This is a genomic window from Bacillus cereus group sp. BceL291, assembly GCF_051776705.1.
GTDB classification, from domain to species: domain Bacteria; phylum Bacillota; class Bacilli; order Bacillales; family Bacillaceae_G; genus Bacillus_A; species Bacillus_A cereus.
This window is the reverse complement of sequence record NZ_JBPWAP010000008.1, coordinates 84,480-99,426: the sequence shown is the minus strand read 5'-3', so window position 1 is coordinate 99,426 and position 14,947 is coordinate 84,480. Positions and strand designations below refer to the sequence as shown.

Sequence of the window (14,947 nt, the reverse complement as noted above, 5' to 3'; positions counted from 1 at the left end):
GATGGTTTTTTAGTATGTTATTGAAATATTTTATTTGGATGATTAGTTGTGCACCGTATGAATGTATTGTTTTTCGTTCGAAACAAAAGTTACATTATAAAACGTTGCGTAAAAATTGTTTTGCCCGTTCATGTGATGGAGCTGAAAAGAATTGTGCTGGCGGAGCATCTTCTACAATCTTTCCATCATCCATAAAGATGACGCGATCAGCTACATCTCTTGCAAAATTCATTTCATGAGTAACAATAACCATTGTCATCCCTTCTTCAGCAAGTTCTTTCATAACTTGCAATACTTCTCCAACAAGTTCAGGGTCTAAAGCTGAGGTAGGCTCATCAAATAGCATAATCTTAGGGCTCATTGCAAGAGCTCGTGCAATGGCAATGCGCTGTTTTTGACCACCTGAAAGAAGATGAGGAGTTACATCCGCTTTATCTTGAAGGCCGACTTTTTGGAGAAGTTGAGTTCCAATATCCTTTGCATTTGCTTTCTCTAATTTTTTTACGTGAATAGGTGCTTCTATGATGTTTTCTAGTGAGGTCATATGAGGAAAGAGGTTAAAGTGTTGAAAAACCATACCGACATTTTCACGGACTTTATTTAAATTTGAATGCTTTGGATCAATTCGCTCACCTTGTAAGTGAATTTCGCCTTCATCGTACATTTCTAAAAAGTTAAGACAGCGAAGTAATGTACTTTTACCAGAACCACTGGCACCAATTAAAACAACAACTTCTTTTTCTTTTACTTCTAAATCAATTCCTTTTAACACATCAAGTGAACCGAATGATTTTACTAGATTTCGAACTTGAATCATACAAAACCCCCAGTTAAAAATATATTTTACAAATGTTGCCCCTTATTTCTGTTATTAGTCATAAATTGTCAGAATCCTTTATTTTTTTCGTGCAATTTGATATTCAAAGAAATAATATTTTTAAAATCTCTATATCCTTCTATAATGAAAATATGGATAATAATATATAGGTAGTATTTATATTGCTTATAAAAAGGGGGAAAAGGAAGATGGAAAAAGAAAGGAAAACATTTTCTTTTGGATTACGTACACAACTTATGCTATTCACTACAGTTTTAGCTTTCATTACATATTCAACAAGTATCTTTTTTATTTACGTGATATACGATTATTTTCAAAGTTATGTAAGTCAAACTGTATATAATATTATCGTTATGTTATTAGGGGTAGTATGGTCTGGAATTTTAGCATATGGAGCAGCCGTATTTTTAATTAAACCGCTTCGCAAGTTAGAAGAGGCGGCAAGAAAAGCAGCTGAGGGTGATATTCGTGAAGATGTTCCATTACCGAAGACAGATGATGAAATTAAATCTTTAAGTGTTGCATTTAATATGATGTTAGGAAACTTAAGGGGCATGGTAAAAAATATTGATACAACATTTTCGTATACAAATAATCAAGTACAGCAGATTAGAAAACAAACAGGCGAAGCAACGAGACAAGCGCAAGGTGTATCTGAGACACTTGCAGAGATTTCTTCAGGTGCTGAGCAATCAGCGGCATCAATTCAAGCAATTGTTTCTGCTGTTGATACAACGACTTCTATTGCAAGTGAAGTAGAAGAAAAAGCGAAGCAGTCTGATACATTGTCTTCAGAAATGGTTGAAGCTTTAGGGCATAGTACTCGTGTCTTTACGTCTTTAATTCAAGGTATTCAAACATTGGCAAAAGAAAATGAAGATTCAATGCAAAATGTACAGAAGTTAGAAGAACGAATGAAACAAGTAGAACATATTGTGTCTGTTGTGAGTGCGATTGCTAGCCAAACGAATTTATTAGCACTAAATGCTTCTATTGAGGCAGCTCGCGCAGGAGAGCATGGAAGAGGCTTTGCGGTTGTTGCGGAAGAAGTACGGAAACTTGCAGATGAAAGTGATCATTCTGCAAGAAACATATCGCAGTTATTACGGAATATGCAAGATGAAGTACAACAAGTTGCAATGAAAATGACAGAACAAGTGAAAATAGCTAAAGAAGAGGCGAAACGTGGGGAAGCTACGGAATTAATTTTAAAAGAAATGTCATCAAGTGTTATGGAAGTAGCCGATGCAACTCAGCAAATTAGTAGTTATATGAATGAACAAGTGAGCCACATTCATCAAACAGGAGCACAAACAAAAGCTGTAGCAGCAATTGCTGAAGAAACGTCAGCTGGTTCGCAAGAAGTGGCGCGTGTGACGCTACAACAGTCTAAAAATATGATAGTAATCGATCAATTATTAAAGGATTTAGAGAAGCAAGCAACTGATTTGAAACAAACAATTGAACGATTTTCAATGTAAAAGGAAGAACAGAATGCTGTTCTTCTCTTTTTTATTTAGCTTGATTTAATATTTACAGTTAAACTATGAACGTTTCCGCAACATTCTTTTCTGTCCCTTTCGGATGAAAATTATAGCGAGCTATAATATTAAAAGGGGTGTCTTTTATGAAAAAAGAAAAAAGACAACGGTTAATTAAACAATTTGTAAAGGAGTATGAAATAGATAAGCAAGAAAGATTAGTAGAATTGTTAGCAAAAAAAGATGTATTAGTAACACAAGCTACGGTTTCTCGCGATATTCGTGAGTTAAACTTAACGAAGGTACCTTCTCAAGAAGGATTAATGATATATAAAGTTTTCTCAGAAGAGCATGTACAAACTGATATAAAGTTAAAGAAAAAATTACGAGAAGTGGTTGTGAAAATTGATTGTGTAGATCAATTAATGGTTATTAAAACATTACCTGGTAATGCACATGTTATTGGTGTTTTATTTGATGAGTTAGATTGGAAAGAAAAAATAGGATGTATATGTGGAAATGATACATGCCTTATAATTTCACAGTCGAAATCAGATAGGGAGATTATAGAAGAAAGATTAAATTTAATTATTTAGATGCAAAAATCCTGTTTTTAATAAAATTAAAAACAGGATTTTTGTTTAAATACGGAAGTTAAATATTCAACATATATGCGTAATATATGTATTTTTTATTGAGAAAGCGAGATAGTTTGTTATAAAAATACATATTCGTATGATTTTAAAAAAATAACTTGTTTAATATTTCACAATGATAATGTGGATACTTTCACAAAGATGAAAGTACAGAGCATTTATTATGTACTTGTAAGACATCAAACATATTTAAAAGGAGGTACAACAAATGAAACATCCGATACATGTTACTTCAGAAATTGGGGAATTACAAACGGTTTTATTAAAACGACCGGGTAAAGAAGTGGAAAACTTGACGCCAGATTATTTGCAGCAATTATTATTTGACGATATTCCATACTTACCAATTATTCAAAAAGAGCATGATTATTTTGCACAAACGTTACGCAATCGGGGTGTTGAAGTTCTTTATTTAGAAAAACTAGCCGCTGAGGCGTTAGTAGATAAAAAACTTCGAGAAGAATTTGTTGATCGTATTTTAAAAGAAGGACAGGCCGACGTAAATGTTGCACATCAAACTTTAAAAGAATATTTACTTTCCTTTTCAAATGAAGAATTAATTCAAAAAATTATGGGCGGTGTACGGAAAAACGAAATTGAAACAAGTAAGAAGACACATTTATATGAATTAATGGAAGATCACTATCCGTTTTACTTAGATCCAATGCCTAATTTATATTTTACTCGTGATCCAGCAGCTAGCGTGGGCGATGGCTTAACGATAAATAAGATGAGAGAACCAGCGCGTAGACGTGAATCATTATTCATGGAGTACATCATTAAATATCATCCAAGATTTGCAAAACATAATGTACCAATCTGGTTAGATCGTGATTATAAATTTCCAATTGAAGGTGGCGACGAGCTAATTTTAAATGAAGAAACAATTGCGATTGGAGTATCTGCTCGTACTTCAGCTAAAGCAATTGAACGTTTAGCTAAAAATCTCTTTAGCCGACAAAATAAAATTAAGAAAGTGTTAGCAATAGAAATTCCAAAATGTCGAGCATTTATGCATTTAGATACAGTATTTACAATGGTTGATTATGACAAGTTTACAATTCACCCAGCCATTCAAGGGCCAAAAGGGAATATGAATATTTATATTTTAGAAAAAGGATCAGATGAGGAAACTCTTAAAATTACACATCGTACTTCTTTAATGGAAGCATTAAAAGAGGTATTAGGCTTAAGTGAATTAGTTCTTATTCCATGTGGAGGAGGAGATGTAATTGCTTCTGCTCGTGAACAATGGAATGATGGCTCGAACACATTAGCAATCGCGCCAGGTGTAGTTGTTACATATGATCGCAACTATGTATCTAATACGTTATTACGGGAACACGGTATAGAAGTGATTGAGGTTCTAAGTTCGGAATTATCTCGTGGTCGTGGGGGTCCACGTTGCATGAGTATGCCAATTGTTCGTAAAGATATTTAGTATAAATAACGGAGAAAGTAGGGATGAATTATGTTAATGACTAGACCAAATTTAAAAGGAAGAAGCTTTCTAGCAGAAAAAGATTTTACACAAGAAGAATTATTATATTTTCTAGATTTGGCAGCAGAATTAAAAGAGAAAAAGAAAAATGGTATTCCGCATCATTATTTAGAAGGTAAAAATGTAGCGCTCTTATTTGAAAAAACTTCTACTCGTACACGTTGTGCATTTACAGTAGCATGTACAGATTTAGGAGCAAATCCTGAATATTTAGGGAAAGGTGATATTCAACTTGGGAAAAAAGAATCTGTAGAGGATACAGCAAAAGTGTTAGGGCGTATGTTTGACGGAATTGAGTTTCGTGGATTTAATCATGAAACCGTAGAATCTTTAGCACAAAATTCTGGTGTGCCGGTTTGGAATGGATTAACAGATATGTGGCATCCAACACAAACACTAGCAGATTTATTAACAATTAGAGAACATATAGGGAAATTGAAAAATGTGAAGCTCGTTTACGTTGGCGATGGACGAAATAATGTTGCTAATAGCTTACTAGTTGGTGGAGCAATCGTTGGAATGGATGTACGTATTTGTACACCGGAATCTTTATGGCCTGCACAAGAAGTAATTGATTTAGCAAAAAAATATAATGAACAGGTAATGATAACAAGTAATGTGGAAGAAGCTGTTGCGAATGCAGATGTAATTTATACAGATGTATGGGTGTCTATGGGGGAAGAAGAAAAATTTGCTGAACGTGTCGAGTTATTGAAACCTTATCAAGTAAATATGAAAATGATTAAAGCAACAGGGAATGAAAACGTGATTTTCTTACATTGTTTACCTGCATTTCATGATGTTGAAACGATGTATGGCGAAGAAGTTTATGAGAAATATGGGTTGAAAGAAATGGAGGTAACTGACGAAGTATTCCGCAGTAAACATTCAAAAGTATTTGATCAAGCTGAAAATAGAATGCATACAATTAAAGCGGTTATGGCAGCTACTTTAGGAAATATGGAGTAAAGAAGAAAGGGAGTCTTCCTTTCTTCTTTCTCCTCCTTTAGACACTATCATTCACTATTGCTTTTGTATTGTTATTGCAATTTAAGAGAGGTGAGTGGAATGGGTGAAGATAAGAAATTAGGGTTGTTTACACTAACGGCTCTTGTAGTTGGGTCTATGATTGGCGGTGGAGCCTTTAATTTAGCGAGTGATATGGCAAAAGGTGCTGGTGCTGGAGCCATTATTATTGGCTGGGTTATAACAGGAATTGGGATGATTGCACTTGGATTATCTTTTCAAAATCTAACTGTAAAACGGCCAGATTTAGATGGTGGTATTTTTAGCTATGCAAAAGCAGGATTTGGTAATTTCATGGGATTTAATAGTGCGTGGGGATACTGGCTATCTGCTTGGCTTGGGAATGTAGCTTACGGTACATTATTGTTTTCTTCATTAGGATATTTCTTCCCAATCTTTGAAGGCGGTCAAAATGTAGCGTCCATTATTGGTGCAAGCGTACTATTATGGTGTGTTCACATGTTAATTTTACGTGGAGTTCAATCAGCAGCACTTGTGAATTTAGTAACTACAATCGCAAAATTAGTACCTGTATTTGTATTTATTGTCATAGGAATCTTCGCGTTTCATATTGATACGTTCTTAGATGGATTTTGGGGGCAAACTGGTTCTTTTTCATGGGGAGCAGTTGGCAGCCAAGTTAAAAGTACAATGCTTGTAACTTTATGGGTATTTATTGGGGTAGAAGGGGCTGTTGTTTTATCCAGTCGAGCAAAAAATAGAAGTGATGTAGGGAAAGCAACCGTTATTGGCTTAATTGGTACACTCATCATTTATATTTTAATCACATTATTGTCTCTTGGACTTATGCAGCAAGCAGATATTGCAGGTTTGAAAAATCCGGCTATGGCTTATTTATTTGAAAGTGTTGTTGGAAAATGGGGTGCTATTTTTATTAATTTAGGTTTGGTCATCTCTGTATTAGGTGCTTGGTTAGGTTGGACTTTGCTCGCTTCTGAAATTCCATATTTAGCGGCTAAAGATGGAGTATTTCCAAAATGGTTTGCAAAAGAAAATAAAAATAAGGCTCCAGTAAATTCATTATGGATAACAAATGGTTTAATACAAATGTTCTTGTTAACATTCGTCGTTTCTGATCAGGCGTATAACTTTGCATTCTCTTTAGCATCTTCAGCTATTTTAATCCCATATGCTTTTTCAGCGTTTTATCAACTGAAGCATAGCTTAAAGTCTGAAGAAGCAGATCGAAATAAAAATATAATAATTGGCTTGATAGCCAGTATTTATGGCGTGTGGCTAGTTTATGCAGCTGGTTTAGAGTATTTATTATTAACAATGACTTTATATGCGCCAGGTATTTTTATTTTTTACAATGTTCAAAAGCAAAAGAGTTCGAAGCAAATATTTACTCGAGTGGAATTAGCATCATCCGTAGCAATTGGTGCTTTAGCATTCTTTGCGATTTATGGATTAATTACAGGCAGTATTACTTTATAAAGCGCTGTGAAAGCGAAATCAACTGGAGGGCTGGAATATGGCACGAAGAAAAATTGTAGTTGCACTAGGGGGAAATGCGATACAGTCTGGAGAAGCTACTGCGGGAGCGCAGCAAGAAGCGTTGGAAAAAACGGCAGAACAACTTGTGAAAATAATGGAAAATGATGTGGATACAGTAATTGCGCATGGAAATGGCCCACAAGTGGGGAATATTTTATTACAGCAAAAAGCTGCAGAAACGGAAAAGACACCTGCAATGCCATTAGATACTTGTGGGGCAATGAGCCAAGGAATGATTGGATATTGGATGGAAAATGCGATTGAAAAGGCATTGAAAAAACGGAATATAAAAAAAGACGTAGCAACGGTTATAACACGCGTTGTTGTGGATAAAAAAGATGAGGCATTTAAAAATCCAACTAAACCAATCGGTCCTTTTTATACAGAAGAAGAGGCCAGAAGATTAATGGATGAAACAAAAGCAGTGTTTAAAGAAGATGCTGGTAGAGGATGGCGACGTGTTGTTCCATCACCGAAGCCTGTAAGTATTCATGAACATAAAGTGATTAATTCTTTGGTCGAAGATGGAAATATAGTGATAGCTGTTGGCGGAGGTGGAATTCCAGTAATTGATTCCGAAGAAGGGCTAAAAGGAACTGAAGCGGTTATCGATAAAGATTTCGCTGCACAGAAATTAGCAGAATTAGTAGATGCCGATACGCTCGTTATTTTAACTGCAGTTGATCATGTGTATGTAAATTATAATCAACCGAATCAAAAAAAATTAGAGCATGTCACAGTGAATCAATTAGAAGAATATATTGAAGAACAACAATTCGCTGCGGGAAGCATGCTTCCGAAAATTGAAGCTGCTATTAATTTTGTTAATACAAATCCAAAAAGAAAAACAATTATTACGTCTTTAGAAAAAGTATATGAAGCACTAGAAGAAAAAGCTGGTACTATTATTTCAAAACAGAATGTATGCATGTATGTTTAAATTCTTATGTACGCTACTTAGTAGTAAAAAAGAATGGAGTTAGTAACTTCATTCTTTTTATTTATTAATATTTTTTGTACTCATTGTTCATAAAGTTTTCATGATGAAATCTGAATATGTAAGTTAATTATGATAAAATTCAAATTGAATACGCTTTCTTGATTTTTTCGCTCCAACATACAGCAAGAGAGAGGGAATTTTATGAATAGACGGAACGTAGTGAAAGACTTAAAGCAGTTCGAATTATTTGCTCATTTAACAGAAAAAAAATTGAAAGGCTTAACAGAGTTTGTTTATTGGCGAACTTATAAAAAAGGTCAATTTTTATTTTTAGAAGGGGATTCAAGAGAAAGAATTTACTTCATGTTAGATGGTTTTGTAAAGTTAGAGCGGGTTAATCAAAATGGGAACTTATTATACGATGACTATGTGAAGCGATATTCTATTTTTCCTTATGGTGGTATGTTTACAGACAGAGGATATAACTATACAGCAGAAGCAATGACGGATGTGGAGGTATATTATATTCCAACGGTAATCTTTGAAGATATGGTCAAGTCCAGCAGAACGCAATTGATGTACGTTGTTCAGCAATTATCATCTATATTAAAATTGAATGAAAATCGAGTGCAAAATATTACAATTCCTAATGCACAAGATCGTGTTATCCAAACGTTAAATTATTTAATGCAGGATTTAGGAGAACAGAGTGGGGAAAAGATTGTAATTTCATGTCCACTTACAACAATTGAAATATCCAAAATATCTGGAACATCTCGAGAGACAGTTAGCAGCGTATTAAAACAATTAAAAAATGATAGCATTGTTACAATTTTAGATAAAAAAATTACAATACATGATCCAACATATTTTGAAGAAATCTCTATGTGAAAATTGTATATTGATTTTTTAATTCATAGTGTATATTAATAAGGTTCTTTATATATTTATAAGGAACTTTTTTACGTTATCCTCTATAAAAAGATTGTATAGTATGGTAATAATAGCTAAAATCGATAATAAAATACAAAGTGAAGGGGAGAAAGAATGATTCGTATTGAGTATGATCGATTAGTAGCTATTTGTTACAGTATAGGGGTTTTGTTATTATTAAAAATTCCAAATGATAATGAATTAATTGGGGAAAAACTATTCAATGTCTATAAGGTTCCGATACATACGTATGTTTATATGGATTATAAAGTCTCAAATATATTGATTGTTTCTTTCATACTACATGTAATTGCATTTATATTATTTTTAAAATGGCTAGGAAAAAAGGAGTCTAGTACATTTAGAAAAACGAATAAGATAAAAGTAGTAGGCATTAGTATTTTGATTGTAATGATGCCGTTTATTTTAAATACAATCCTCCAGACATTGAATAAAACATGGTACTACGCAGGAAAAACAGGGGTAGAAGCAATAGAATATAAAAAAGAAGATAGCCAGTGTAGAATGGAGAAAAATGGAGAGAATATCCAACCGAAGTGCATTGTTACTTTAAAAAATTATCGTAATCATTCACAAGCATTAAAAGTTGTTTTATACGATAATGCAAACGAGAATTCAAAAAGCTATCCAGTACCGAAACCAGTCTATTTACAAAAACATGAGACAAAGCAATTCGAATTTCAAGTTCCTGTTTCTTATAATAGAGGTATTGAAAAAGATAAAGTACCAAATATTAAATTACATTCATTGCATGAAAATGATACGAAATACAATTAATCTGTAAGTAAAAGTTTATGAGTAGGAGAAAGAATTTGAAACGATATAGAAAATCAACTTGAATCATCCAACATACTGCGAGGTAACGGTATATTGGATGATTTTTTTATGTTATCCTTTTTTTCACGTATGAAAAGGAGGAATACTTTGTTGGAAATGAAAAACATCATAAGGATCATACATGGTTTTTACTTTACGTAATCTGTGAAAGTTAGAGCCATAATAACTAGTTTGCCAATTTTTAATGTCGATATCGGGCCAGTTCACATAGTCACCTAGTGTATAAGGATCTAAGCTTTCTCGTAAAACTTTAACCCAGCGTATATTTCGATTTTCTTCATCATCGCATTTCCAAGAGGTAATGTATTCTTGAGCAATAATTGCTTTACGATGAAAATAAGCCGTTTTATTCGGCGAAATATTTTCAACAGCACCTATGAGCGATTGATGCCAAATACTAGCATCTTTATTTGGTGCATGAGAAAGAAAGTATTGCATGATTTGAATGCCTTTAAGGGGAATAGGTTTATAGACATAGGAACCAGAGCGCTTGAAATTTTCAGGGATGTTACCGCCATTAAAAAATTCAACAGCCTTTATATAAGGAACTTCTTCTATAAAGAGAGAGGGGCTACCAGTTTCAAGAAGAGGTGAAGAATGAGATTTACCTTTGTGAGAAATAAATAAAGCATAAGAATAAAGAATCTACATAGAGTTCAATGAAAACAGTTGCAAACTGTTCATATTTTGTTATGATAGTGTTACGAAAACGTTTGCATAAAAATTCCGATGGGATGCAAAAGGAGAGAATGACTATGAATAAGACATGGTGGAAAGAAGCGGTTGCTTATCAAATTTATCCACGAAGCTTTATGGATTCAAATGGTGATGGTATTGGAGATTTACAAGGTATTATTGCAAAACTGGATTATTTAAAAGATTTAGGTATAGATGTAATTTGGATTTGTCCAATGTATAAATCGCCTAATGATGATAATGGTTATGATATTAGTGATTATCAAGATATTATGGATGAGTTTGGTACAATGGCAGACTTTGATGCTTTACTAGATGAAGTTCATAAGCGTGATATGAAGCTAATTATTGATTTAGTTATTAATCATACGAGTGATGAACATCCATGGTTTATTGAATCACGTTCATCTAAAGATAATCCGAAGCGTGATTGGTATATTTGGCATGATGGTAAAGATGGTGCGGAGCCAAACAACTGGGAAAGTATTTTTAATGGTTCGGCATGGGAATATGATGAAGAAACAGAACAATATTATTTACATCTATTCTCACGTAAACAACCAGATTTGAACTGGGAGAATAAAGAAGTTCGCGAAGTACTATATGATACGGTTAATTGGTGGCTTGATAAAGGTATTGATGGTTTCCGCGTTGATGCGATCAGTCATATTAAAAAAGAAGAAGGCTTTAAGGATATGCCAAATCCAAAAGAGTTAAAATATGTGCCATCTTTTGATAAACATATGAATGTGAAAGGTATTCAACCTTTATTAGAAGAGCTAAAAGAAAATACATTCTCTAAGTACGATATTATGACTGTTGGTGAAGCAAATGGCGTTAAGATTGAAGATGCTGAGCTTTGGGTTGGAGAAGAGCAAGGTAAGTTCAATATGGTATTCCAGTTTGAACATTTAAGTTTATGGGATGCAGAGAAGAAGAAAGACCTTGATGTTGTAGGATTGAAAAAAGTATTAACGAAATGGCAAAAAGGATTGGAAAATAAAGGATGGAACGCTTTATATATTGAGAATCATGATAAACCACGTATCGTTTCAACATGGGGAGATGACAAACAATATTGGCGTGAAAGTGCAACAGCTCTAGGAGCGATGTATTTCTTTATGCACGGTACACCGTTTATTTATCAAGGACAAGAAATTGGTATGACAAATGTTCAGTTGCCAAATATTGAAGATTACGATGATGTAGCAATTAAAAATTTATATCGCGAGAAAATTGCAGAGGGCGTACCACATCAAGATATGATGGAGATTATATGGGCTTCTTGCCGCGATAATTCCCGTACACCTATGCAGTGGAATGATGAGATGAATGCTGGTTTCACAACGAGTACACCTTGGTTTAGCATGAATCCAAATTACAAAGAAATTAATGTTGAGAAGCAAAAAAATGAAGAAAAGTCTATTTTCAATTTCTATAAGAAAATGATTGCTCTGAAAAAAGAGCACGATGTACTGAACTATGGTACGTACGATTTACTTTTAGAAGAAGATCCACAAATTTATGCATATACACGTACGTTACAGGATGAAAAAGTCATTGTAATTAGTAATATCTCAAAAGAGGAAGCTGTGTATAATGAGGGTTCATTTGCACTAAAACGCAAACGTTTGCTTTTAAATAACTATGAAGTTGCGGAACATGAAGAAGTAACAACAATTGCTTTAAAACCTTATGAAACAAGGGTTTATCGCATTTCATAATAAAAAAGGATGCTCTTTGAGCATCTTTTTTTATGAAAAAAATAAATTTCTATTGCAAAGTGAAAACGCTTTTATTAAAATAGATTTATGAAAACGGTTGCGCAAAGATAAAAATAAAGTAATATAAGGAATCGTTTTCATAAAGGGAACAGAAATTATAATTTAAATCATTATGTTGTTATAAATAAAGGGGAGGAAGAACAGATGAAAATTACGTCTTTTGATTTTTGGCAAAAGTTCGGGAAAGCGTTATTAGTTGTTGTAGCCGTAATGCCAGCAGCTGGTTTAATGATTTCCATCGGTAAGTTAATTGGTATGTCTGCTGGGGATGTTAACGCAGTTCATACAATCGCTCGCGTAATGGAAGACATCGGTTGGGCAATCATTACAAATCTACACATCTTATTCGCAATAGCAATTGGGGGATCTTGGGCGAAAGATCGCGCGGGTGGTGCATTTGCAGCGCTATTAGCATTCGTCTTAACAAACCGAATTACAGGAGCTATATTTGGGGTAAACGCTGAAATGTTAGCGGATTCAAAAGCGAAAGTTTCTTCAGTAATAGCGGGAGATTTAATTGTAAAAGATTACTTTACTTCTGTACTTGGTGCACCCGCATTAAACATGGGAGTGTTCGTAGGGATTATCACAGGTTTCTTAGGAGCTACTTTATATAACAAATATTATAACTATAATAAACTGCCACAGGCATTAGCATTCTTTAATGGAAAACGATTTGTACCATTCGTTGTAATTCTTTGGTCTACAGTTACTGCGATTGTATTATCACTTCTATGGCCATTCATCCAAAGTGGGTTAAATGAATTTGGTCGCTGGATTGCAGCTTCAAAAGATAGTGCACCAGTTGTTGCACCGTTTGTATATGGAACGTTAGAGCGTTTATTATTACCATTTGGTTTACACCATATGTTAACGATTCCGATGAACTATACAGAGCTAGGCGGAACATATACGATGTTAACTGGTTCAAAAGTTGGACAAGTTGTAGCAGGACAAGATCCATTATGGCTTGCATGGATTACAGATTTAAATAATTTACTAGCAAATGGAGATACGAAGGCATATAACGATTTATTAAATAACGTTGTACCAGCTCGTTTCAAAGCTGGACAAGTTATCGGCTCAACAGCAGCGTTAATGGGGATTGCATTTGCGATGTTCCGTAACGTGGATAAAGAAAAGCGTGCAAAATATAAACCAATGTTTTTATCAGCAGCATTAGCAGTATTCTTAACAGGTGTAACAGAACCAATTGAATTCATGTTCATGTTTATTGCTCCAGTATTATATGTTGTATATGCTATTACAACAGGACTTGCATTCGCGCTAGCTGATTTAATTAACTTACGTGTTCATGCATTTGGATTTATTGAGTTAATTACTCGTACACCAATGATGGTTAACGCAGGTTTAACAAGAGACTTAATCAACTTTGTTATTGTTTCATTAGTGTTCTTCGGTCTTAACTTTACACTATTCAATTTCTTAATTAAAAAATTCAATTTACCAACACCAGGGCGTGCAGGTAACTATATTGATAATGAAGATGAGGCATCAGAAGGAACAGGAAATGTACAAGACGGTTCATTAGCAACAAAAGTTATCGATTTATTAGGTGGAAAAGAAAATATTGCTGACGTAGATGCTTGTATGACACGCTTACGTGTAACAGTAAAAGATTTAGATGTTGTTGCACCAGAAGCACAGTGGAAACAAAATGGTGCTTTAGGGCTTATTGTAAAAGATAAAGGTGTACAAGCGGTATATGGTCCGAAAGCTGACGTATTAAAGTCAGACATTCAAGATATGTTAGGTGCGTAATAATATGAAATTGCTAACTTTAAACTGTCATTCTTGGCAAGAAGAGAATCAAATAGAAAAGATACAATACCTTGCTAAAGTAATTCAAGAAGAAGAGTACGATGTCATCGCATTGCAAGAAGTAAGTCAGTCCATACAAGCTGAAAATGTATGCGGTAACAAGAAAGAAGATAATTTTGGACTTTTACTATTAGAAGAGTTAAAAGCGCTACATGTAAAAGATTACAATATTACTTGGGATTTCTCTCATATTGGTTATGACGTGTATGAAGAAGGATTAGCGATTATAACGAAGCATAATATTATAAAAGAAGATACGTTCTTCATTTCAAAAAACGAGGATACAACGTATTGGAAAACACGTAAAATTGTAAGTACAACAATTGCTTATAATGGTAAGGATATAACGTTTTACTCTTGCCATCTCGGTTGGTGGAATGATGAAGAAGAGTCATTCAAAGGTCAAGTCGATCGTTTGATGGAGCGTGTAGATAGCAATAAGCTCGCCTTCTTAATGGGGGATTTTAATAACAATGCTCGGTTGGAAGGCGAAGGTTATGAGTATATGATGCAAAAAGGTTTGTATGACACATATGAATTAGCAATAGAGAAGGATGAAGGAACGACTGTCCAAGGTGAGATTGCTGGTTGGGATGAAAATAAACATAATTTGCGAATCGATCTAATATTGTGTAACCAAAGTAAAAAGGTTCATTCTTCAAAAGTTATTTTTAATGGTACAAACAGAAATGTAATTTCAGATCATTTCGGTGTAGAGGTTCAATTGGATATATAATAGAAGAAATCCTCACAGAGAATAAAAGCTGTGAGGATTTTTTTTGGAATACAAGTATTTCCAAGAGAAAATACTTGTATTTTTTATGACATTTCATATATATTTGTTATTATTGAATGTAAAACCGATTTGGTCATT

Annotated in this window: 11 protein-coding genes and 3 pseudogenes; 12 read left to right on the top strand and 2 right to left on the bottom strand. The window is 33.9% G+C overall.

Translation table 11 applies throughout. From position 1 onward, the window contains the following. Window positions 1–94: 94 nt before the first annotated feature. Window positions 95–817, bottom strand: coding sequence for an amino acid ABC transporter ATP-binding protein (locus ACS2CR_RS08620; RefSeq protein WP_000616925.1), 723 nt, complete (start codon window positions 815–817; stop codon window positions 95–97). A gap of 209 nt (window positions 818–1,026) precedes the next feature. On the opposite strand from ACS2CR_RS08620, the pseudogene ACS2CR_RS08615 reads away from it, so the two are divergent. The 9 genes and pseudogenes from ACS2CR_RS08615 to ACS2CR_RS08575 all read left to right on the top strand — a co-directional run. Continuing rightward, window positions 1,027–1,377 (top strand): annotated as a pseudogene (locus ACS2CR_RS08615) (HAMP domain-containing protein); the annotation flags it as partial. A 369-nt stretch (window positions 1,378–1,746) separates the two neighbouring features. Then, window positions 1,747–2,319 (top strand): annotated as a pseudogene (locus ACS2CR_RS08610) (methyl-accepting chemotaxis protein); the annotation flags it as partial. Between the two features lie 146 nt (window positions 2,320–2,465). Next, window positions 2,466–2,915: an arginine repressor gene (gene argR / locus ACS2CR_RS08605; RefSeq protein WP_000711827.1), complete on the top strand. Its 450-nt coding sequence runs from the start codon at window positions 2,466–2,468 to the stop codon at window positions 2,913–2,915. Window positions 2,916–3,183: 268 nt separating this feature from the next. Then, entirely contained in the window at window positions 3,184–4,416 is a 1,233-nt protein-coding gene (gene arcA, locus ACS2CR_RS08600) for an arginine deiminase (RefSeq protein ID WP_000682331.1), read from the top strand. A 30-nt stretch (window positions 4,417–4,446) separates the two neighbouring features. Further along, window positions 4,447–5,445 (top strand): ornithine carbamoyltransferase, encoded by a 999-nt coding sequence (gene argF / locus ACS2CR_RS08595; protein ID WP_000930289.1) that lies wholly within the window; start codon window positions 4,447–4,449, stop codon window positions 5,443–5,445. A 99-nt stretch (window positions 5,446–5,544) separates the two neighbouring features. Then, entirely contained in the window at window positions 5,545–6,960 is a 1,416-nt protein-coding gene (gene arcD, locus ACS2CR_RS08590; protein ID WP_000503399.1) for an arginine-ornithine antiporter, read from the top strand. Between the two features lie 37 nt (window positions 6,961–6,997). After that, on the top strand, window positions 6,998–7,960 hold the full coding sequence (gene arcC, locus ACS2CR_RS08585) for a carbamate kinase (protein WP_153602563.1): 963 nt from the start codon (window positions 6,998–7,000) through the stop codon (window positions 7,958–7,960). A 201-nt stretch (window positions 7,961–8,161) separates the two neighbouring features. Beyond that, a complete protein-coding gene (locus ACS2CR_RS08580; protein WP_001081905.1) occupies window positions 8,162–8,851 on the top strand; it encodes a Crp/Fnr family transcriptional regulator in 690 nt (229 codons plus the stop codon). Between the two features lie 156 nt (window positions 8,852–9,007). Further along, entirely contained in the window at window positions 9,008–9,691 is a 684-nt protein-coding gene (locus ACS2CR_RS08575; RefSeq protein WP_000619194.1) for a hypothetical protein, read from the top strand. A 123-nt stretch (window positions 9,692–9,814) separates the two neighbouring features. Here ACS2CR_RS08575 and ACS2CR_RS08570 read toward each other — a convergent pair. Beyond that, window positions 9,815–10,351: pseudogene (locus tag ACS2CR_RS08570) on the bottom strand (BBE domain-containing protein); the annotation flags it as partial. A 155-nt stretch (window positions 10,352–10,506) separates the two neighbouring features. Between ACS2CR_RS08570 and ACS2CR_RS08565 the strand changes: the two are divergent. The 3 genes from ACS2CR_RS08565 (at window position 10,507) to ACS2CR_RS08555 (ending at window position 14,809) form a co-directional block, all read left to right on the top strand. Next, entirely contained in the window at window positions 10,507–12,171 is a 1,665-nt protein-coding gene (locus ACS2CR_RS08565; protein ID WP_053513314.1) for a glycoside hydrolase family 13 protein, read from the top strand. A 204-nt stretch (window positions 12,172–12,375) separates the two neighbouring features. After that, window positions 12,376–14,013 carry a PTS transporter subunit IIBC gene (locus ACS2CR_RS08560; RefSeq protein WP_153602564.1) on the top strand — a complete coding sequence of 546 codons (1,638 nt, stop codon included), beginning with the start codon at window positions 12,376–12,378 and terminating at the stop codon, window positions 14,011–14,013. A gap of 4 nt (window positions 14,014–14,017) precedes the next feature. After that, entirely contained in the window at window positions 14,018–14,809 is a 792-nt protein-coding gene (locus ACS2CR_RS08555; protein WP_053513316.1) for an endonuclease/exonuclease/phosphatase family protein, read from the top strand. Window positions 14,810–14,947: the final 138 nt, after the last annotated feature.